At 32.3% G+C, this 21,598-nt stretch carries 24 protein-coding genes; 20 read left to right on the top strand and 4 right to left on the bottom strand.

Annotation, left to right across the window (positions count from 1 at the left end; translation table 11 throughout):
- Positions 1-3: 3 nt before the first annotated feature.
- The 4 genes from ACFFVB_RS02690 to ACFFVB_RS02675 all read left to right on the top strand — a co-directional run bounded on the left by ACFFVB_RS02690 (position 4) and on the right by ACFFVB_RS02675 (position 4,445).
- Complete coding sequence (locus ACFFVB_RS02690; RefSeq protein WP_382380896.1) at positions 4-1,068, top strand: glycosyltransferase; 1,065 nt, start codon at positions 4-6, stop codon at positions 1,066-1,068.
- Complete coding sequence (locus ACFFVB_RS02685; RefSeq protein ID WP_382380894.1) at positions 1,046-1,810, top strand: glycosyltransferase; 765 nt, start codon at positions 1,046-1,048, stop codon at positions 1,808-1,810. The genes ACFFVB_RS02690 and ACFFVB_RS02685 overlap by 23 nt, the downstream gene beginning before the upstream one ends.
- 485 nt (positions 1,811-2,295) lie before the next feature.
- Entirely contained in the window at positions 2,296-3,654 is a 1,359-nt protein-coding gene (locus ACFFVB_RS02680; protein WP_382380892.1) for an undecaprenyl-phosphate glucose phosphotransferase, read from the top strand.
- A gap of 11 nt (positions 3,655-3,665) precedes the next feature.
- Positions 3,666-4,445 carry a glycosyltransferase family 2 protein gene (locus ACFFVB_RS02675; protein ID WP_382380890.1) on the top strand — a complete coding sequence of 260 codons (780 nt, stop codon included), beginning with the start codon at positions 3,666-3,668 and terminating at the stop codon, positions 4,443-4,445.
- On the opposite strand, the gene ACFFVB_RS02670 is transcribed toward ACFFVB_RS02675, so the two are convergent.
- Positions 4,423-5,736 (bottom strand): phenylacetate--CoA ligase family protein, encoded by a 1,314-nt coding sequence (locus ACFFVB_RS02670; RefSeq protein ID WP_382380889.1) that lies wholly within the window; start codon positions 5,734-5,736, stop codon positions 4,423-4,425. The genes ACFFVB_RS02675 and ACFFVB_RS02670 overlap by 23 nt on opposite strands.
- An 82-nt stretch (positions 5,737-5,818) precedes the next feature.
- Here ACFFVB_RS02670 and purD point away from each other — a divergent pair, with 82 nt between their 5' ends.
- Positions 5,819-7,090, top strand: a complete 1,272-nt coding sequence (gene purD / locus ACFFVB_RS02665; RefSeq protein ID WP_382380887.1) for a phosphoribosylamine--glycine ligase — start codon at positions 5,819-5,821, stop codon at positions 7,088-7,090.
- 9 nt (positions 7,091-7,099) lie between these two features.
- On the opposite strand, the gene ACFFVB_RS02660 is transcribed toward purD, so the two are convergent.
- Positions 7,100-7,327 carry a DUF6341 family protein gene (locus ACFFVB_RS02660; RefSeq protein WP_382380885.1) on the bottom strand — a complete coding sequence of 76 codons (228 nt, stop codon included), beginning with the start codon at positions 7,325-7,327 and terminating at the stop codon, positions 7,100-7,102.
- A gap of 40 nt (positions 7,328-7,367) precedes the next feature.
- Here ACFFVB_RS02660 and ACFFVB_RS02655 point away from each other — a divergent pair, with 40 nt between their 5' ends.
- Positions 7,368-8,291 (top strand): DUF6427 family protein, encoded by a 924-nt coding sequence (locus ACFFVB_RS02655; protein WP_382380883.1) that lies wholly within the window; start codon positions 7,368-7,370, stop codon positions 8,289-8,291.
- Here the strand turns inward: ACFFVB_RS02655 and upp are convergent.
- Positions 8,280-8,939 (bottom strand): uracil phosphoribosyltransferase, encoded by a 660-nt coding sequence (upp, locus tag ACFFVB_RS02650; protein WP_382380881.1) that lies wholly within the window; start codon positions 8,937-8,939, stop codon positions 8,280-8,282. The genes ACFFVB_RS02655 and upp overlap by 12 nt on opposite strands.
- Before the next feature lie 157 nt (positions 8,940-9,096).
- Here upp and ACFFVB_RS02645 point away from each other — a divergent pair, with 157 nt between their 5' ends.
- Both ACFFVB_RS02645 and ACFFVB_RS02640 read left to right on the top strand, forming a co-directional pair.
- Positions 9,097-9,705 carry a DUF4254 domain-containing protein gene (locus ACFFVB_RS02645; RefSeq protein ID WP_382381172.1) on the top strand — a complete coding sequence of 203 codons (609 nt, stop codon included), beginning with the start codon at positions 9,097-9,099 and terminating at the stop codon, positions 9,703-9,705.
- Between the two features lie 66 nt (positions 9,706-9,771).
- Entirely contained in the window at positions 9,772-10,746 is a 975-nt protein-coding gene (locus ACFFVB_RS02640) for a glycosyltransferase family 9 protein (RefSeq protein WP_382381170.1), read from the top strand.
- A gap of 66 nt (positions 10,747-10,812) precedes the next feature.
- Here ACFFVB_RS02640 and ACFFVB_RS02635 read toward each other — a convergent pair whose 3' ends face one another.
- Positions 10,813-11,871 carry a 2Fe-2S iron-sulfur cluster-binding protein gene (locus tag ACFFVB_RS02635; RefSeq protein ID WP_382380879.1) on the bottom strand — a complete coding sequence of 353 codons (1,059 nt, stop codon included), beginning with the start codon at positions 11,869-11,871 and terminating at the stop codon, positions 10,813-10,815.
- A 117-nt stretch (positions 11,872-11,988) separates the two neighbouring features.
- Here ACFFVB_RS02635 and ACFFVB_RS02630 point away from each other — a divergent pair, with 117 nt between their 5' ends.
- The 12 genes from ACFFVB_RS02630 (at position 11,989) to atpH (ending at position 21,582) form a co-directional block, all read left to right on the top strand.
- Positions 11,989-12,321 (top strand): PadR family transcriptional regulator, encoded by a 333-nt coding sequence (locus ACFFVB_RS02630; RefSeq protein WP_382380877.1) that lies wholly within the window; start codon positions 11,989-11,991, stop codon positions 12,319-12,321.
- A 3-nt stretch (positions 12,322-12,324) separates the two neighbouring features.
- Entirely contained in the window at positions 12,325-13,017 is a 693-nt protein-coding gene (locus ACFFVB_RS02625; protein WP_382380875.1) for a hypothetical protein, read from the top strand.
- A 57-nt stretch (positions 13,018-13,074) separates the two neighbouring features.
- On the top strand, positions 13,075-14,553 hold the full coding sequence (locus tag ACFFVB_RS02620) for a DUF5687 family protein (RefSeq protein ID WP_382380873.1): 1,479 nt from the start codon (positions 13,075-13,077) through the stop codon (positions 14,551-14,553).
- A gap of 11 nt (positions 14,554-14,564) precedes the next feature.
- Entirely contained in the window at positions 14,565-15,272 is a 708-nt protein-coding gene (locus ACFFVB_RS02615; RefSeq protein WP_382380871.1) for an ABC transporter ATP-binding protein, read from the top strand.
- A gap of 160 nt (positions 15,273-15,432) precedes the next feature.
- The gene (porW, locus tag ACFFVB_RS02610; protein WP_446685089.1) at positions 15,433-17,949 is read left to right on the top strand and encodes a type IX secretion system periplasmic lipoprotein PorW/SprE; all 2,517 of its coding nucleotides are present in this window, start codon (positions 15,433-15,435) and stop codon (positions 17,947-17,949) included.
- A 19-nt stretch (positions 17,950-17,968) separates the two neighbouring features.
- Complete coding sequence (locus ACFFVB_RS02605; RefSeq protein ID WP_382380867.1) at positions 17,969-18,376, top strand: bactofilin family protein; 408 nt, start codon at positions 17,969-17,971, stop codon at positions 18,374-18,376.
- Positions 18,348-18,581 (top strand): AtpZ/AtpI family protein, encoded by a 234-nt coding sequence (locus ACFFVB_RS02600; RefSeq protein WP_382380865.1) that lies wholly within the window; start codon positions 18,348-18,350, stop codon positions 18,579-18,581. Before ACFFVB_RS02605 ends, ACFFVB_RS02600 begins: the two co-directional genes overlap by 29 nt.
- Positions 18,574-18,945, top strand: coding sequence for a DUF6168 family protein (locus tag ACFFVB_RS02595; RefSeq protein ID WP_382380863.1), 372 nt, complete (start codon positions 18,574-18,576; stop codon positions 18,943-18,945). The genes ACFFVB_RS02600 and ACFFVB_RS02595 overlap by 8 nt, the downstream gene beginning before the upstream one ends.
- Before the next feature lie 135 nt (positions 18,946-19,080).
- Positions 19,081-20,205 (top strand): F0F1 ATP synthase subunit A, encoded by a 1,125-nt coding sequence (gene atpB / locus ACFFVB_RS02590; RefSeq protein ID WP_382380861.1) that lies wholly within the window; start codon positions 19,081-19,083, stop codon positions 20,203-20,205.
- Between the two features lie 39 nt (positions 20,206-20,244).
- Positions 20,245-20,433, top strand: a complete 189-nt coding sequence (gene atpE, locus ACFFVB_RS02585) for an ATP synthase F0 subunit C (protein WP_057782517.1) — start codon at positions 20,245-20,247, stop codon at positions 20,431-20,433.
- A gap of 105 nt (positions 20,434-20,538) precedes the next feature.
- Positions 20,539-21,039, top strand: a complete 501-nt coding sequence (locus ACFFVB_RS02580) for a F0F1 ATP synthase subunit B (protein WP_382380859.1) — start codon at positions 20,539-20,541, stop codon at positions 21,037-21,039.
- Positions 21,040-21,045: 6 nt separating this feature from the next.
- Complete coding sequence (gene atpH / locus ACFFVB_RS02575; RefSeq protein WP_382380857.1) at positions 21,046-21,582, top strand: ATP synthase F1 subunit delta; 537 nt, start codon at positions 21,046-21,048, stop codon at positions 21,580-21,582.
- Positions 21,583-21,598 lie beyond the last annotated feature (16 nt).

Raw genomic sequence — 21,598 nt, 5'->3', positions numbered from 1 at the left:
AACATGAAGTTATTTTTTATATTTCCAATATCAGGACCAAACAATGGTGTTAAAGTACTATCAAATCATATCAAAAATTTATTATTCACAGATACTAAGATTTCTATTATTGAATTAAATACTGCCCAAGCTAAGGATTTTAACAATTTTGGGAAATTTAATTTTGATAAAATTTTAAGCTTTTTTTCGCTTTTTAAGACATTGTTTTTAATTAAAAAAGGAGATATAGTATATCTTAACTTTACACCTAAAGGTTTTGCTTTTTATAGAGATTTAATAATTTTACTTGTTTGCAGTTTAAGGACTAAAAACATAACAGCACATATTCATGCTAATGGTTTAGAGGATAATGTGAAGTTTTATAATAAATTCCTTTTCTCCAAAATTAAAATTATTGTAATTAATAAATTGCAATTCAAAAACATTAGCCCATTTTGTCCAAATACATTTCTGGTTCCAAATGCACTTCCTGATTATTTTCAGAATGATAATTTAAAAGTCGCTGTTAACAAAGAAATAAACTTCATATTTTTGTCTAATCTATCTAAGGAAAAGGGGATTCATCGTTTAGTTAAAATTGCCGAAATTTTAGATAACGAAAAAATAGATTGCAAACTTAATATTTTGGGAGGTGCTTTAAGTAATGAAGATGAAAGTATTATTCAAAATCTTAATTCCAGATATAAAATTATAAGTTATTTTGGACCAATTAAGGAAGATGTAACCAAATTTGCTAATTTATCTGCGAATGATGTTTTATTGTTTTTAAGTGATGAAGATTATGAAGTGTATCCACTAGTATACATTGAAGCATTAATGAGTGGATTACCCATAATTACAACCAACCAAATCGTGACAAGTAATTTGCATGAAATGGGTGTCGCTTTTATATTAAAAAAGGATGCTTCAAATTTAATAGAACTATTAAATATTAATTTTAATAGTTCAGATAATTTGAGAGATTTAAAAGAAAAAGCACGATTTACGTACTTGGATAATTATTCCTTTAAAAAATTTATTAAAAGTCTTGAAAAGATTTTATTATATGACACAAGAGAATCAAATTAGTATACTAGTAGTAACTCATAACCATGTAGAATATATTGGCCAATTATTAAAATCATTAATTGATTTTAATGTTCAGAATGTTTTTTTTTGTGATGCTAAGTCTACAGATGGAACTGTCGAAAAATTACTTAAAAGTCCCTATAAAGACAATATTTTACTAAAGGAAGTATTAGAAGGTTTTTCTAAAAATAATAATGATTTAATACGACATTTTAATTTAGAAACGAGGTATTACATGTTGTTAAACCCAGATACTTATTTTGATACAAATTTTATACAAGTATTATATAATTTCATCAAAAAGGATAATACTATTGGAATTGTTACCCCTGTATTGAAATATCCAAATGGAGATATTCAAAAAACATGGAAGGCGTTCCCTAATTTTATTAATGTAGTTAGAAAGAGATTAGGGTTATTGAAAGCTAATAACGAAATACAAATGGTCGGCCCGAATATAGATTGGTGTTTAGGTGCATGTATGCTTATTCATAACCAGTTTTTAAAACCAAATAAGACGTTGTTAGATGAAAGATACAGGTTGTATTGCGAAGATATAGATATTTGTTTTGAAGCTCATAGTAGGGGTTTAAAAGTAATTGGTATCAATCAAACTTATATTTATCATCACTTAAACGAGACTAGTGCAAAAAATATTTTTAGTAAATATAATGTTTGGAATGTAAGTAGTATTATAAAATTTATAATAAAATGGAATGTTCAATATTTTAAAAAATTATAATCAAAGTCAAAGGGTAAGTAATTTAGTATTTATACTTCCTTCAATTCTATTATTGCTTTTTTACTTTACAGAGTTTTTAAGTGAAATATTAAAATATAACTATTTTAGTTTTACTAGAATTTTTGATATTATAAAATAGATTGTTTTGGTTTTTTGAGGCATTTTGAAGTGTTCTATACTCAATTTTTATTAAGGACAATGATTTAAAAATTCCAACGTTATTTTTTCTAATCTGTGTTATTCTATCCGGAAGTTTCTTTACTAATTCACCTGTTATACCATACTTTATAGCCTTATATTTTATAGTTTATGTTACTAATTTAAATTTGAATTAAGTTTGTATATGAAGATGTTTCAGAAAACATTAAAAAAAGAATATTTAATATAATAGTAACTGCTATTTAACGAACTTACTTTCTTATTTTTGTGTTCCCTAAATTTATCAAGCATCAAAAAAGATGTTTTTTATATACCTATAAATTCAAGTGAAGACATACAGACAAGGTAGATATTCCAAGTACTTAAGGCCCATTTCCTATGCCATAGATTTGGGGATAATAAATGGATTAGCTTTGCTGCTTTTCTTCGAAAATGTGAACTCTTTTTTATTTGTTTCTTTAGTATCCCTCACATGGATTATCCTCTCATTATATTCTAAATTTTACGACGTTTATCGTTTTACTAGGGAAGTGACTATAATGGCCATGTTGTTTAAACAAACCTTATTATTTACATTAATCGTATTTGCTTATTTTGGGTTTAGACATAACTTAAATATAAATACAGATCTAATTTTAATGTATATTGGACTTGTATTTCTGCTTATAACCATTGCAAAATTTGCGATATACTATTTACTCCAAAAATATCGATCTTCATTCGGAGGTAACTTAAGAAAGACTGTCATTATTGGTAAAAACAGACAGACCAATGCCTTAGAAACTTTTTTTAAGCATAATCCAGAATACGGATATTCATTAAAGCGCATTTTTAATTTAAAGGATAAATCTCAAGGCTCTTTAGACGATTGTTTGCTTTATATAAAAGAGAATACAATCGACGAAATTTATTGTTCTATTACAGAGTTGTCTAATACCCAAATTCTACAAGTCGTTAATTTTGCAGATAATAACCTGAAAATTTTAAAATTTTTACCGGACAATAAAGAAATATATTCTAAAAAACTGAAATACGAATATTACGATTTTATCCCTATTCTATCCCTTCGTGACATTCCTCTAGAAGAAAGTGTTAATCAGTTCTTTAAAAGACTATTCGATATCGTGTTTTCCATATTTATAATCGTTTCTATACTCTCTTGGTTAACTCCCATTTTAGCAATTATTATTAAATTAGAATCTAAAGGCCCTGTGTTTTTTAAACAATCTAGAAACGGATTTAATTATAAGGAATTTCAATGTTTGAAATTCCGCTCCATGATGCCAAATACAGATGCAAATTTATATCAGGCAACAAAAGGAGACCAGCGTATAACCAAAGTTGGTAAGTTTATAAGAAAGACAAGTATCGACGAGTTACCTCAGTTTTATAATGTACTATTTGGAGATATGTCGGTGGTTGGACCAAGACCACATATGGTAAGCCATACGCATATGTATGCCAAGCGAATCGATAAGTTTATGGTGCGTCACTTCGTAAAACCAGGAATTACAGGTTTGGCACAAGTAAGCGGATTTAGAGGAGAGGTTGAAACAGATAAGGATATTATAAATCGCGTAAAATTCGATATTTTTTACATTGAAAACTGGTCTACACTTCTTGATCTTAAAATTGTTTTTCAGACCTTATTAAATGCCGTAAAAGGTGAAGATAAAGCGTATTAATTAGATTGTAAATGAAACCATTAGTGTCTATTATTACGCCTGTATATAATGCTGAAACATTTATTTCAGATACTATTCAAAGTGTATTACATCAAACGTATTCAAATTGGGAACTTATTCTTGTAGATGATGGTTCTACAGACCATTCGCTTGATATTATTGCCACCTTTACAAAAGTGCATAAAAATATTTTTCTTTTTCAAAATGCTCAAAATTCTGGAGCTGCGATAACTAGAAATAAAGGGACGGAAGAAGCCAAAGGGGATTATATTGCGTTTTTAGATGCAGATGATTTGTGGTTGCCGACAAAACTTGAAAATCAAGTTCAGTTTATGAAAGATCAACAACTAGATGTTTCGTTTTCAAGCTACAATTTAATCGATGAAAGCGGGAATTTACTAAACAAAAGAATTCAAGCTCTAGAAAAACTGTCCTATAAAAAACTTCTTAAATGTAATTATATTGGGAATCTAACAGGTATGTATCATGTGAGATCTCTGGGGAAAATTTACACTAAAAACCTTAGGAAACGACAGGATTGGTTATTATGGTTAGAGGCCATAAATAGGTCTGGAACTTCGGCTTTAGGTATACAAGAGCCTTTGGCTAATTATAGATTACAAGCAGATTCTATGTCGGCAAATAAATTCGGACTGATTAAATATAACTATGCCGTGTATAGAACAGGTCTTCAGTTTTCTATGGTAAAGTCCTTGTTTTACATGGTTCTTTTTCTTTACGAGTATGTTTTTGTAAAGTCTAAGAACACTATTGTTCTACCAAAGACTTAAATTGCTTCAGTTTGCCGCTTTTAGAGCGTTTTAAGGCCTCGTGCTTTTCAAAACGAATAGTTAGTCCGTCTTCAAGATAACGCTTCATTTCGGTAATTATATCGTGTTTTTTTGTTTCATGAATTTCTAATGCTCCTGTATAGTCTATTTTAAATGTAGATTTATCTTCTTGGGTAATAATAAATTCTTTTACGAGACCATCGTCTTCAATAATTGCTTTAGTTATATAGTAAAAGGTTAATCCTGCAGTTCGTTTTCCACTTGGCAAGATAGCCATGTCGCTTGTTCTTCCTATCAATTTTTCTAAAACAGGTTTTTGTAGTGTACCCGATTTAGAAAGTATACCTATATCTCCTAAATCGTAGCGAATAAAAGGGTGTGCCTTGTTATAAAGAGACGTAATCACAATTTTACCTTCTTCGCCATTTGGCACAACTTGATTTTTTTCATCTAAAACTTCAACGAAAAGAGTGTCACTATTTATTTGCCAAATGTTATTAGGGTTTTGAAATGCAATTAAATCTAGTTCAGAGGCACCATATTCGTTAATTACGGGGACTTCGAATTGGTGTTCTAAAAGTAATTTGTCATCGGGAAAAAGCATTTCCGAAGTCACCACACAACACTTTAGGGTCGGACAAATATGTTTTAACTTCAGGTTTTTACTATTTAAAAACTTGGCAAATTGTACAATAGCGCTTGTGTAGCCGTTTATATAATCGAAGGGTTTTGTTTTAAAAACGGTTAGATAGTTTTGAAACGCATCATCACTTAAATCAAAAATAGAAAAACGATAACGATTACTCAACTTGTCTTTAAAGCGCTCTTTGTAATATCCTATTTTATCTAACGGAATGCCATAAAAGCGTGCCTGTAGCGAACTATTAAAATCGATACCATACCATCCAAATCGGTTTTGTATCTCAGCCCAAGTTAAGGCATGACACATTTTATCTTTGGCAAAAATAAACGGATTCCCTGAAGATCCAGACGTTTTATTTATGTAAACATTTTTAGTGGTAAATCCTTCAGATAAACGATCCTGTAAAGGTTGCTGTAAATCGCTTTTCGTCATAACTGGAACCGAATTCCAGTCCGATGGATTAATGTTTGTTCCTAAATGTTTATAAAATGAGTTATACTTTAAGTGATATTCAAGAATATCTTGTTTTTTGGAATTTAAATAGTTTTCGTATTCAGTTTCATCTAATTTTTGAATATTAGAAAGTGTATTTTTTGCCTCCTTTAAAGGGAAACCATTTAATTGTAACGTAAGATCGAATAGCTTCAAAAGAGAATGAGGTATATGTTTTTGTAAAATAATTATTTTTTAAGCTTAAAAGCAATTATTTTTGCTTCAAACTATACTCAATATGACAATTTTAATTCTAGGTTCAGGCGGAAGAGAACATACTTTTGCTTGGAAAATTTCTCAAAGTCCATTATGTAATAAACTTTTTGTAGCACCAGGTAACTCCGGAACAGCTACTATAGCAGAGAATGTTGCAATTGGAGTAACCGATTTTGAGGCTATTAAAACGCTAGTTTTAGAAAACAACATCGATATGGTGGTTGTTGGTCCTGAAGATCCTTTAGTGCAAGGAGTGCATGATTTTTTCCTAAATGATGAAAAATTAAAACATGTAGCTGTTATCGGTCCAGAAAAAGCAGCAGCAGAATTAGAAGGTAGTAAAGAGTTTGCTAAAGAGTTTTTATTCAGACATAATATTCCAACAGCGGCATACCAAAGTTTTAATAAATCTAATGTTGAAGAGGGGTATGCCTTTCTTGAAACATTGACAGCTCCTTATGTTTTAAAAGCAGATGGTTTAGCAGCTGGAAAAGGTGTGTTAATTTTAAACGATTTAGACGAAGCGAAAGCAGAACTTAGAGCAATGTTAGTCGATGCTAAATTTGGTGCAGCAAGTACTAAAGTCGTGATTGAAGAATTTTTAGATGGCATTGAATTAAGCTGTTTCGTGTTAACCGACGGAAAGAATTATAAAGTGTTACCTACGGCGAAAGATTACAAACGTATTGGAGAAGGTGATACCGGATTAAATACAGGTGGAATGGGAGCTGTTTCTCCAGTGCCATTCGCTACCGATGAATTTTTAGAAAAAATAGAAACACGTATTGTAAAACCAACAATCGAAGGTTTAATAAAAGATAATCTACCTTACAAAGGTTTTGTGTTTATCGGATTAATAAAAGTAGGAGACGATCCTATGGTTATCGAATATAATGTACGAATGGGAGACCCTGAAACGGAAGTGGTGTTACCTAGACTTAAAAACGATTTTGTAGAGTTGCTACAGGCTGTTGCAAATGGGACCTTAAATGAAATTGATTTAGAAATAGACGAACGTGCAGCGACTACAGTAATGACTGTTTCTGGTGGCTATCCTGAAGCTTACGAAAAAGGTAAAGAGATTACGGGGTTAGACACTATTGAAGGTTCTATCGCGTTTCACGCAGGAGCAGATTTAAAAGATGGTAAAGTGTTAACTACAGGAGGACGCGTTTTAGCGATGACATCTTACGGGAATACGTACCAAGAAGCCATAAAAAAATCTTATCAAAACATAGAAAAACTACATTTCGATAAGATGTATTACCGTAAAGATATAGGGTTCGATTTATAAAAATCGAACTTATAGAAAAGAGTGCGAAGAAATACTTTTATCTTCTTCGTTATTGTCGTTAAAACTTTTTAATTGAAGCATCCAATACACAAAAAATCCCATACCGATTAATATAAAAATCCATGAGAATGCATTGGCTAAAAACCAATTTTCAAGCTCTAAATCCGCTAAAGCGTCTAGAGGTGCGAACAATACATTTACAAATAGGTCTTGTATTGCGTAAAAAAAATCTTTCATAGTGTAGTATATTTACCAAACAAAAATACAAAAAGAGTTAATGATTACAAGTATTTTTAGTAAATCTAAACCAATAAACTTTTTAGTCGTTTTCACAATGACTATAGTTACGTTTTTTATAGCTCATACCAAGTATGCTCTGTCGTCGAATTTATTGGATCATTATGCCGAGAATTTCTTCGTTTTTTGTGCCAGTTTCTCTTCTATTTTAGTACTCGATTTTTTGGTTAGTAAAAACAAATTGACACAGAAAAGTAGTTATGAGATTTTGCTATATGCTTTATTCTTAATGGCTTTGCCGCAAACTATGTTGAATAATAATATAGTGTTTGCAAACTTTTTTATACTGTTATCGCTCCGAAGAATTTTAAGTTTACGATCACAGCTTAATGTGAAAAAGAAATTGTTCGATGCTGCATTTTGGATTGCTATTGCAGCCTTGTTTTATTTTTGGTCAATTTTATTTATTCTACTTATTTATTTCGCATTATTTTTTCACTCAAATTCTAATTTAAAAGAATGGATGATTCCTATTGTTGGCGTTGTGGCCGTTTTCGTTTTAGGAATGTCTTATTCGATAATTGTGTACGACGACTTTTTTTCGGCCTTAAATATTTTACCAGAAGTAAGTTTTGAGTTTGAAACGTATAATACCCTGCAATATGTAATTGGGGTGACTTTGTTAATTTCTTTAGGGATTTGGTCTTCGGTTTTTTATATTAAAACGATAAAATCTAAACAGAAAAACTTTAAGTCAGCGTATAAGGTTGTACTAGTCGCGGCTTTAATTGCATTTGGAATCATGATTCTATCTCCTAAAAAGGAAGGTGGCGAGTTCTTATTTTTATTCGCACCTTTAGCGATAATAATTACCAATTATATAGAAACAATTCAAGACAAATGGTTTAAAGAGGTCTTTCTTGGGCTCTTAATTTTTGTGCCATTTGGCTTATTAATGTTGTAGTTTTTCTCCAAAACATAAATCGCCAGCATCTCCAAGTCCAGGAACAATATAACCTTTATCATTCAGGCTCTCGTCTATAGTGGCTATCCATAAATGTGCGTCTGTATTAAAATGATTTTCAATATAATCTACACCCTGTTGCGCTCCAATTACACTAACTAAATGAATTTCTTTTGGTGTTCCAAAAGGCTTTAAAGCTTCAAAAGTCGCAACCATAGATTGACCCGTGGCAAGCATAGGATCTGCAAGAATTAAGGTTTTGTTTTCTAACGATGGACAAGCTAAATATTCAACAACAATTTCAAAACTTTCGGGAGATGATTTATGTTGTCTGTAGGCTGAAATAAATGCGTTTTCAGCACTGTCAAAATAATTTAATAAGCCATTATGCAGTGGAATTCCTGCACGTAAAATAGAACAGATTACAATGTCATTTTCAGGCAAATCAACTTCAGCAGTATCTAACGGTGTCTCAACAGATTTAGAGTTATAATGAAGGGATTTACTTAATTCGTATGCTAGAATTTCACCAATACGTTCAATATTTCGTCTAAAACGCATATTGTCGGTTTGAATGGTTTTATCCCTTAATTCTGACATAAATACATTTAAAATTGTGTTTTCTGTAGATAAATTGTGAATTAGCATGCTTCTGTTTTATGGTGTCTGGTAAAGTTAATTAATTAGAGGTATATTTACGTTTGTAATGGCTATTTAAATTTTAGGGAAACGTGAACCTACATTGTATATGAAATCAATGTGTTTAACTAAAAAATATGTAGGTTTGTACTTTAAAATAAAAATGATGTTTACAACTAAGGCAAATACTATTTTTCAGGAGGTAATAAATACCTATCACGTTATAAATACAGTAGATCAGGATTTCTCAAATCCGTACAGTAAAGAAGACGATTTATTGGCGCATTTATTATATAGAAAATGTTGGATAGATACCGTGCAGTGGCATTACGAAGATATTATTCGTGACCCACAAATCGACCCGGTAGCCGCTCTAACTTTGAAACGTAAGATTGATGCTTCTAACCAAGATCGTACAGATATGGTGGAGTATATTGATAGCTATTTTTTAGAAGAAAACAAAGCTGTTACGCCAAAGAAAAATGCAACAATTAACACAGAAAGTCCTGCTTGGGGAGTAGATAGATTGTCTATCTTAGCTTTGAAAGTGTATCATATGAATGAAGAAGCTACGCGAGAAGATGCTTCCGATGCGCATAAAAAAGCATGTCAAACAAAATTAGATATTCTTTTAGAACAACGTGTAGATTTATCTACTGCTATAGATACGTTATTGAATGATATCGCCTCTGGTGATAAATACATGAAAGTGTATAAGCAAATGAAAATGTACAACGACGACGAACTTAACCCAGTGTTGCGTTCTCAAAAATAGGAATTCTTTTCCTTATAGATTGTGTCTAAACAAATACAACATATATTAGTTATACGTCTCTCTGCAATGGGAGACGTTGCTATGTCTGTACCCGTGTTACGGGCCTTAACAGCGCAATATCCAAACTTAAAAGTTACCGTTTTAACACGACCATTCTTCGAACCTTTTTTTAGAGATTTAGATGCTGTAAGTATTTTTGCTGCGGACTTAAAAAAGGATCATAAGGGTGTTTTTGGATTGTATACGCTTTCTAAGTCACTCAAGAAACTGAATATTGACGCGGTGGCAGATATTCATAATGTATTGCGTTCTAAGATTCTGAAAGCTTTTTTTATCGGTACACCTTTTGTTCAAATAGATAAAGGCAGAAGTGAAAAAAAGGCATTGATTGAAGGGAATGTTTTTAAACAACTCCCAACTACAATCGAGCGATATGCTGAGGTTTTTAGAGGTTTAGGCTTTCCTATAGACTTATCTAAACCAACGTTTCCAAAGCCATCGATTTTAACCGACAATTTACAAGTCATTCTGGGGGCTCATACCACAAAGTGGATTGGTATTGCTCCGTTTGCTGCACACGACAGTAAAATGTATCCGATCAATCAGATGGAAACTGTTATTGAAACGTTGTGTAAAGATTATAAGGTATTCTTGTTTGGAGGAGGGGCTAAAGAGGTCGACGTTTTAAACGGATTTCAATCCAAATACAATAATGTTATCAACCTTGCTGGGCAATTAAATTTGAATGAAGAATTAGATATTATTTCTAATTTAGATGTGATGTTGTCTATGGATTCTGGAAATGGACATTTGGCGGCCATGTTGGGTAAAAAGGTAATTACCATTTGGGGAGTAACTCATCCGTTTGCGGGGTTTGCACCTTTCAATCAGCCTGAAGATTATACATTAATTGCAGATAGAGCTAAATTCCCTTTAATTCCTACTTCAATTTATGGAAACAAATTTCCTGAAGGATATGAAAAAGCTTCCGGATCAATTGCTCCAGCAACCATTATAGAAAAAATAAAATCCGTTATTTAATTTTTTAAATAACGGATTTATTCTGTTTTATAGCAAAGCGGTCTAATATCTATACTCTAATCTATTTTAAACGTCGTCGTAGTCTACAACAATTGTTGGCGTTGTAGGGTGTGCTTGACACGTTAATATTAAGCCTTCGGCTAATTCGTTTTCAGTTAAAATATTGTTTTGTCTCATGGTTGCCGAACCTTCTGTAACTCGAGCAATACAACTACTGCAAATACCACCTTGACAAGAATATGGAGCATCGATTTCTTTAGCAATAGCAGCTTCAAGAATTGTTTGTTTTTGAGACATTACAAATTCAACCTCTTCATCGTCTACAATAATTTTAATAGCTGTAGATCCATCATTTATTACTTCAGGAATAACCTCTTCGTCCGTAGCAATTGGAGTCGTAAATAATTCGAAATGAATATTATCTGTAGCGACACCAAAATCTTTTAAAACATCTTTTGTCGTGGTAATCATGCCTTCAGGTCCACATAAATAAAAGGTGTCAATCTTTAAATGTTTGTAGGTGTTTTTCAATAAGAAATTCACCGTGCTTTTTTCAATACGTCCAAACATAGCATCTTCCTCTTGCGACTGACTAAATACCATTTGAATAGAAAAACGTTCGGTATATTTACCATGAAGCGCTAATAATTCTTCGAAAAAGATGGTGTCTTTAGGTGTTTTATTTCCGTAGATCAGGACAAAGTGACTGTTTGGTTCTTCTTCTAAAATGGTTTTCGCAATACTCATAATAGGAGTAATACCACTACCTGCAGCAAATGCCGCAACCGTTCTTGTTTTAGAAGCATCTGGCTCAAATATAAAGCGTCCGTTTGGTTCTGCCACTTCAATACTGTCTCCAACTTTTAAGGTTGTATTTGCGTATTTAGAGAATAATCCATCTTCTACTGCTTTAACAGCAACTTGTAATTCTCCGCTTTTAGGAGACGAACATAAAGAATAATCTCTGCGGACTTCATTACCATTAATTTCGGTTCTTAAGGTAATGTATTGTCCAGCTTTAAAACTGAACTTATCTTTTAGAAAAGAAGGAACTTCGAAGCTTATAGTGACTGCAGCTTCCGTCTCTTTATTTATATTTTGTATTGCAAGTTTATGAAATGCCATTGATGTAATTTTTTTACAAATTTAGTGAAGCTAAAAGGTTTATAAATATAATTAAGAAAAAAAATAATACATTGGAATCTTATGCATGTAGGAATTTTGCATATCTTTATGGGTATTATGGCAAATTCAAATTTATATAAAGGTAGTCTTAGTACTGTCATTTTAAAGCTTTTAAAGGAGACGGATAGAATGTATGGTTATGAAATTACTCAAAAAGTAAAGGCATTAACTAATGGAGAATTAAGCATTACTGAAGGTGCTTTGTATCCGGCTTTGCATAAATTAGAAGCCGAAGGTTTTTTGGAGGTAGAACTAGTAAAAGTAGATAATCGATTTCGGAAATATTATCGTTTAACAGAGTCGGGAAGTAAAGAAACAACTCTTAAGTTGTCTGAATTAGAGCGTTATATACAGACGATGCAACAATTAGTAAATCCGAAATTAATCTAATTTATGAAAATTTCAGAATCTCAAATAGAAGAATTATACACATTCACTCGAAAACATTTTGTAGAGCATTACGATGTACAAACGGAACTTGTAGACCATTTAGCGAACGATATAGAGTCTCAGTGGGAAGAAAGGCCAGAATTACCATTTAAAGAAGCTTTAAATATCGCCTTTAAAAAATTTGGAGTTTTTGGATTTCAAGATGTGGTAGAAACTCGTATTAAATCATTAAATACCCATTATTGGATAGCGGTTTGGACTATTTACAAGCAGTTTTTTACGCTTCCAAAAATAATTTCAACTGTAGCATTTTTTTGTGTAACCTATATAACTCTTAAATATACACCTTATTTTAATTATACATTGGCGGCTATTGTTGGTGCTTTTGTACTAGTGTATTTAGTTAAAGTAGTTCTGCTTAATAAAGCGATTAAAAGACAACAAAAAAAGTCCGGGCTAAAGTGGATGTACGAAGATGTTATTGGTCAATTGGGAGGTTTATTAGGTTTAGCAAGTTCTATCGACTTGTTTTTTAGTAGAATACTCGATTTTGAAAGCGGTTTTGGAGGCTATAAATTAATAGTATTAAGTGCTGTAATCGTTGCTGTTGGTATACTAACTTATGTAACCTTGTTTGTTGTGCCTAAAAATATTACACTCTATTTAAAAGAGCAATATAAAAGATATTACGTGTAACATTTATTACCTTGGACACACCAATATAGAAACCATTCCAAACTAACCATCTTACCTATGATTAAACACTTTTTAAACCTAGAATGGAAACAATTTACTAGATCGGCAAGCTTCGGGAAAACACTAGGTCTTAAATTAATAATGGTATTTTTTTCCTTGTATTTTATTGTTATGTTTTTGTTTCTGGGTGTTGCTATGTATCCTTTGCTTAAAAAAATGTTCCCAGAAAGCGATCCCTTTATTGTTTTTAATAACTTTATTTTTTATTGGATTTTAGGAGATTTGGTGATGCGTTTTTTCTTTCAAAAATTGCCAGTAATGAGTGTCAAGCCATTGCTAACCTTGCCTATTAAACGAAAAAAAATAGTAAATTTTGTATTGAGTAAATCGGCTTTATCTTTTTTTAATTTCTTGCCCTTATTTGCTATAATACCTTTTGGGGTAACCCTGATTACAAAAGGGTATGATATCTCTACAATTGTGGTTTGGGTATTAACAATAATACTAATTACATTAATTGATAATTTCCTGAATTTTATAATCGAAAGTCTGTCTTCTAAAACCGAATTATCCTTTCTGCCAATTATTCTTTTCTCGGGAGTACTTTATGCTTTAAATTATTTTGAGGTTTTAAATATTTCAGAACTATTAGCAAACGGTATAATTGCAACTACAAATAATCCGTTATTAATAATCATGCCTGTTTTAGTTTTGATCGGCCTGTATTTTTCCAATTTTAAAATCCTGCGAAATAAACTCTTTTTAGATAGTTCGTTAAAAACAAAAACACAGGAAGTTAATACCTCTAACCTAGAGTGGACAAAGAAGTTTGGAGATATTGCACCTTTTATGCGATTAGATTTAAAATTACTTTGGCGTAATAAGCGACCAAAATCATCAGTTTGGATGTTGGTATTTGGGTTGCTTTATGGTTTAATATTCTATCCTAATCCCGAGTATCAGGACAAACCTTATTTTTTTGCATTTATTGGCATATTTGTTACCGGTATTTTCCTTATAAATTTTGGACAATTTATACCCGCTTGGGATAGCGGCTATTATAAATTGTTAATGAGTCAGAATATTAAGTATAAACAATATCTGAAATCTAAATATACGTTAATGACGCTAAGTGTTATTATCCTATTTGTGTTGAGCATGCCTTATGCATATTTTGGATGGAAGGTTCTACTCGCTCATTTTGCGGCAGCCATCTACAATATAGGGGTCAATACTTATGTTATTTTGTTAGGAGGTTCTTTTAACCGAAAAAAAATAGACCTTAATCAAAGAGCAGCCTTTAATTTTCAAGGGGCTGGTGCTGTACAGTGGCTTATAGGATTGCCGTTAGTTGTTTTACCTATGATTATTTTTGCTGTTTTAAATTTTTTATTCAGCTTCGAAATAGGCATTTTAGCTTTGATTCTTTTAGGAGTAACTGGAATCATTTTTCATCAAAAACTAATGAAATTTATAACCGACAAGTATTTGGATTCAAAATATAAAATGATCGCTGCTTTCGATCAAGACAACTAAACTATTACAGTATGATAACGACAACAAATCTTTCAAAAAAATATAACGGGAATCAAGTTTTAAATATTCCGAATTTAGAAATTCCTAAAGGTCAGAGTTTTGGTTTAGTAGGTAATAATGGTGCTGGTAAAACAACGTATTTTAGTTTGCTGTTAGATTTAATTCAGCCAACAACAGGACATATTACAAGTCATGATATTCAGGTTGATTTAACCGAAGATTGGAAACCATTTACGTCCTCTTTTATAGATGAAAGCTTCTTAATTGGATACCTTACTGCAGAAGAATATTTTTATTTTATTGGTGAATTACGCGGTCAAAATAAAGCAGATGTGGATGCACTTGTCGGACAGTTTGAAGATTTTTTTCACGGCGAAATTCTTGGTCAGAAAAAATATTTAAGAGATTTAAGTAAAGGAAATCAGAAAAAAGCGGGAATTGTAGCAGCTTTAATTGGTGATCCTGAGGTAATTATTTTAGACGAACCTTTCGCTAATTTAGATCCAACCACACAAATTAGACTTAAAAAAATAATAAAAGATTTAGCCGAACAAAAAGGCGTTACTGTGCTTGTTTCTAGTCACGATTTAATGCACGTTACAGATGTTTGCGAGCGTATAGTGGTGTTAGAAAAAGGTGAGGTTATAAAAGATATCGTAACTAGTAGCGAAACCCTTAAGGAGTTAGAGGCTTATTTTGCAAGTGAGGTAGAGGCCTAAAAGTCATTCCAAATGTATAGGTTAATCCAAAAAGATGCTTATTTTTACCGCCTTGCATAATATAAGCGAGAGTTTAAAGTTATTTAGTTGATTAAATATTCCAACGTTGAAAACATCTTTTAAGGTTATTTTTATAGTATGTATTTCTACATTTCTATTAGTGAATTGTTCTCGCAAAAAGGACAAATTTATTAGTAGAAATTATCATGCAATGTCCACAGAATATAATACACTTTATAACGGTAATATCGCCTTAGAAGAAGGGCGAGCACGACTTAATGACGCATATCGAGACGATTATTGGAATATTCTTCCGGTAGAGCGTTTAGATTTTGATGAAGATATTTTACTTCCAGGACAATCTAAAGATGAAACCTTTTCTAGGGCAGAAGAAAAAGCTGTAAAAGCGATTCAGAAGCACTCTATGAATATAAAAGGGAAGGAGAAAAACCCTAAAATGGACGAAGCTTATTTGCTTTTGGGGAAATCTCGATACTTCGATCAGCGCTTTGTGCCTGCCTTAGAAGCTTTAAACTATATACTTTATAAATATCCGTTAAGCGATAAAATTAACGTGGCTCGTGTTTGGCGAGAAAAAACCAATTTACGTTTAGATAACGACGAATTGGCAATTAAAAATTTAAAACGTTTACTAAGATTAGAGCAATTAGACGATCAAGAATTAGCAGATGCAACGTCAACTTTGGCTCAGGCATATCTTAATATAAAAGTAATCGATACAGCCATTACGTATTTAGAAATCGCAGCAGAATCTACGCCAAAGCATGAAGAACGCGGCAGGTATTTGTTTATTAAAGGGCAGCTTTATAATTCCTTAGGCTACAAAGACAGTGCGAATGTTACTTTTGATCGGGTTATTGAAATGCATCGAAAAATCCCGAGAGCTTACTACATCGGTGCGTATGTTGAAAAGGCTAAAAATTTCGATTATGAGAACGGGGATAAATTGCTTTTCGCAGAGACCTTATCAATGTTAGAAGAGGATAGGGAAAACCGTCCGTATTTAGGTCGGATTTATCATCAAGTTGGCGCGTATTATTTAGCTACACATAATGATTCTTTAGGAGTCGCTTACTATAATAAATCTTTAAGAACACAGCGGGAGGATTATGAATTAAACGCTAGAAATTATAAAATACTTGGTGATTTAAACTTTGATAAAGCCGAGTATAAAATAGCTGGAGCTTATTTCGATAGTACACTTACAAACCTTAAAGTAGACTCCAAGCCATACCGAACCGTAAAGCGTGAACGCGATAATTTAGACGATGTTATTTATTACGAAGACATCGCTAAAGTAGACGATAGTATTATTCGTTTAGTAAATTTATCAGAGGCAGATCGTTTGGCTTATTTCGAAACACATACAGCATCTTTAAAAGCGCAAGCCGAATTAGAATTTGAACGACAAGAAGCCGAAGCAAGGGCACAGGAAATATTAAGTTCTAATAACGGATTTAATGTAGATACAAAAGCATCTGCATTTCAAAAGCGTGGTGATACAAGTAAAGAGGTGAGTACATTTTATTTTTACAATACCACTACAGCGGCTTATGGTAAGAATGAGTTTATGAAAATTTGGGGAAGCAGAAAAAATGAAGATAACTGGCGTTGGTCTAATACAAATTTTTCAGCTTCTACTGTTCCAATCGGAATCTCGGGATCAGAAGGATTGGATTTGACAGGCGAGATATATCAGCCACAATTTTACTTAGATCAAATTCCTTCAGATGAAAAAATAATAGACAGTATCGCTAAAGAACGAAACTATGCTTATTTTCAATTGGGCGTTATTTATAAAGAGAAATTTAGTGATTACGAATTGTCTAAAGGTAAATTGAAATCGCTTTTAGAGAGTAATCCAGAAGAACGTTTAATTGTTCCTGCAAAGTATAATTTATATAAAGATTACGTGTTATTAGGGCAAACCGGTGAAGCTAATATTCTTAAGCAAGATATTATTGCGAATTATCCAGACTCTCGTTATGCTGAAATTTTAAGTCATCCCAATCAAGCTTTAGCCGAAGATTTAAACAGTCCGGAGTCTATTTATAAATCTATATATAACAAATTTGAAGCGCAACATTTTGCCGAAGTTATTGCACTTTGTGATGAGAATATAAGACAGTTTGAAGGCGATAATATAGTCGCGAAATTCGATTTGTTAAAAGCCAATGCTATCGGACGATTATATGGTTTTGGTGCATACAGAAAAGCATTAAACGAAATTGCGACATCGTATTCCAATCTTCCTGAAGGGCAACGTGCCGAGGACTTAAGAAAAAATGTCTTGCCTAACATGGAAGACGATAATTTTAGAGATGCTGAAGACGGGAAGCGTTTTAATGTTATTTATCGTTTCGATAATGCATCAGAAGAAGAGATTAATGCTTTTGTCGAGCAATTAAATAAGCAACTTGAAGCGGTAAGATATTATCGTTTAACGTCCTCTACAGATGTGTATTCCCCAACAACAACATTTGTTCTTGTGCATGGAATAAGTAACTATGTGGTTGCCGACGATTTTAAAAGCTTATTTAACAAGAAAGATAAAAACCGAATTACGAGACCTTACTTTGTAATGTCTTCTGCTAATTATCAAACGGTTCAAATTCATAAAAATTTAGAGGCTTATTTAAGTCAAAATAAATCGTAACTCTCCCAAATTAAAGATTATGTTTAACGATAGTAAAAAAAGTAAACTACAAAATTCAGAAGCAAGCGCCAATCAAAACATCATTGCGCAGGGCACTAAAATTGTTGGTGATGTGACTAGTGATGGCGGGTTTAGAATAGATGGTAGTGTAGAAGGGAATTTAATGACCCAAGGAAAGGTGGTTGTCGGAAAAACAGGTAGTATAAAAGGATCCTTAGAGGGAACCGATGCTTATTTTGAAGGGCAATTTTTTGGCAAATTAAAATTGTCTGGAACTTTAACTTTAAAATCTACAGCAGAAATAGAAGGCGAGGTTATAGTTGGAAAACTAGCGATAGATCCAGGCGCTAGTTTCGATGGAACATGTGTTATGAAAAGTGCAGTAAAGACGATTAAGAATGAAAAAGTCAGAGAAAAAACAGCTTAACAAATATGTGCGATTTACAACAATGGCACTACAAATGGGTTTAACTATTTATTTAGGAAGCTTGTTAGGCGGATGGTTGGACGATAAGTTCGAATCGGATAACCAATTGTATTTTAAAATAGTAACATTACTAGCTGTCTTCATAGCTATGTTTACTGTGATTAGGCAGGTCCTAAATATTACCAATAAAGATAAAAATGATTAAAAGAATACTCGTTTTTGCATTATGTATAAGTTTACTTTTTGCAGTTTCATTTTCCGTTCATAACTATTTTATAACCGATAGTTTAAGTTTCGAGTTGTGGCAAGTGTATTTATATCATGCTGTGGCAACTGTTATAGTGTATGCTTCTATGGAAGGTGTTTCTTATGCGTTACCCAGTCAGGCGGGGTATTCTTATTTAGTACTTATGTTTGTTAAATTGGGAGTGTTTGTATTGATTTTTAACACGGCTATTTTTGAAAAGGAACAATTGTCCCAAGCAGATAAATTTGGTTTAGTTCTACCTTTGTTTTTGTTTTTAACTGCTGAAGCTGTAGCGGTAGCAAAACTGTTAAATAGTAAATAGTTAATTTTTTTTTATTAAAAAATATAAATTCAGTCCTTTTATTTAAATATATGTTAAAAAAGGGGTTTGGTTTTTTAAATTATTGTTTACATTTGCACAAAATTTTAGAGTGCGTAATTCATTAGTTAGAAAAATATGATGGTAGCAAAAATATCTATCAAGTTTATTGCAATTTTAGTTTTATTTATGACTTCTGTTTCGGCCTTCGCTCACGAAGGGGAACATGATGCTCAACATCATGAGGAGGGAAATAAGGTAGATACTCCTGAAGAAATTAAAGAATATATTGCGCATCACTTAAAAGATTCTCACGATTTTCATTTGTTCACCGACAATGGTACAGGAGTTAGTTATGGTTTTCCTTTACCTGTAATTGTTTGGTCTAGCGAAGGATTAAAAACGTTTATGTCTTCAGAATTTCATCATGATGATAACGGTCAAGTTATTGTTGAAAAAGATGGTGTTAAATTAACAAAAATTCATAGTAAAATATACGAGTTGGAATCAGGAGCAGATGCTGTTGCTTTCGACGATCATCACCATGCAGAAAATGCACACAAAGTATTAGATCTCTCTATAACTAAAAGTGTTTTTGGAATGCTAATCGCTGGTCTCTTAATGTTGTTAGGATTTGGTGCTTTAGCTAGAGGATATAAAAAAGGTCCTATTCCTACAGGTGTTGGAAGAATGTTAGAGCCGTTAGTGCTTTATGTACGTGATGAGATTGCACGTCCGAATATTGGAGATAAGAAATACATGAAATTCATGCCGTTCTTATTAACCGTATTTTTCTTTATCTGGATCTTAAACTTATTAGGGTTAACGCCACTTGGATTTAACGTTACTGGGCAGATCGCTGTAACAGCATGTTTAGCTATATTTACCATGGTTATTTACTTGACCAATGGAAGTAAAGATTTTTGGGCTCACACATTATGGATGCCAGGTGTACCATATATATTAAGACCTATTTTGGCGGTTATAGAATTAATTGGTTTTGTAATAATTAAACCATTCTCTCTTTTAGTACGTTTATTTGCGAACATGACAGCGGGTCACTTTGTGGTAATGAGCTTAATTGCTTTAGTTATTACCATGAAAGAAGCCTTTGGTCCAGTTGCTTCAACAGGGGTGTCATTATTGTTATCATTGTTTATTACGGTTATTGAAATTTTAGTAGCCTTTTTACAAGCGTTTATTTTCACGATGTTATCATCGTTATTTATAGGTATGGCAGTTGAAGAACATGACCATCATTAATAAGAATTTGTTTAATTAATATTTTAAAAATCAATTAGTATGTACAATTTAATTGGAGCAGGATTAATCGTAATCGGTGCTGGTTTAGGTCTTGGTAAAATTGGTGGTAGTGCAATGGAAGCTATTGCTCGTCAACCAGAAGCAGCTGGAAAAATCCAAACTGCGATGATCATTATTGGAGCATTATTAGAAGGTTTAGCATTCGGTGCTTTAATCTTAGGTAAATAATCCTGATAGTAAAAAAAGCTATAACAGCAATTCTGCAACGGTTGGTTGCAGAAGCTGTTATAAATTAAACAAAAACAGAAGTAAAACTTTTTATTTAGTTACACAATGGATCAAATATTAAACGATTTTTCACCTGGATTGTTCATCATGCAAGCCATTATCCTTTTAATCTTAATTGTATTATTAGGTAAATTCGCATGGAAGCCAATATTAGGGTCTTTACAGACTCGTGAAGATGATATTAGAAATGCAATAGAATCTGCTGAAAAAGCTAAACTTGAAATGCAAAATCTTCATGCAGATAATGAAAGATTATTAAATCAAGCTAGAGCAGAACGCGATACGATGCTTAAAGAAGCACGTGAGATGAAAGATAAATTGATTCTAGATGCTAAAGATGAAGCACAATCTCAAGCTAATACTATGATTGAGGCTGCAAAACATGCTATCGAAAGTGAAAAGAAATCCGCTATGGTTGAGATTAAAAATCACGTTGCAGAATTGTCTTTAGAAATTGCTGAAAAAGTAGTACGTGGTGAATTAGCTAATAGAGACAAGCAATTAGCTTTGGTTGATTCTTTACTAGGTAAATCAACTTTAAACTAAGGAATAATGGCAGGAGCAAGAGCATCAATACGTTACGCAAAAGCAGTTCTAGGAATAGCAAAAACGGATAATTCGGCTGAGGCTGTGAATTCGGATATGACTTTAATTGCTAAGACTATTGCAGATAGTAAAGACTTAAGCGATATGCTTGAAAGTCCTGTAATTAAATCGTCTGTTAAGAAGTCGGCGTTGTTAGAAATTTTTAAATCTACCACACCATTAACAGTTAAATTGTTCGACACTTTAATAGAGAACAGAAGATTACCACTTTTGGAAGAGGTTGCAACGAAGTATAAACAACTTTTCGAGCAATTATCTGGAACCGAAATAGCAATAGTAACTACAGCTGTACCGTTAACAAGTGATTTAGAAGTTAAAATTTTAGCTAAACTAAAGGAGTTAACAGGGAAAACAGTTGAGGTTAAAAATGTAATCGATGAAGACATTATTGGTGGTTTCATTTTACGTGTTGGAGATTTGCAATACGACGATAGCGTAGCAGACAAACTGAATAAAATAAAACAAGAATTTTCATTAAATTAATTTTATAAATTTTTTA

It is taken from the genome of Formosa undariae (assembly GCF_042427615.1).
Classification (GTDB): domain Bacteria; phylum Bacteroidota; class Bacteroidia; order Flavobacteriales; family Flavobacteriaceae; genus Formosa; species Formosa undariae.
This window is presented reverse-complemented; position numbering and strand designations above follow the sequence as displayed.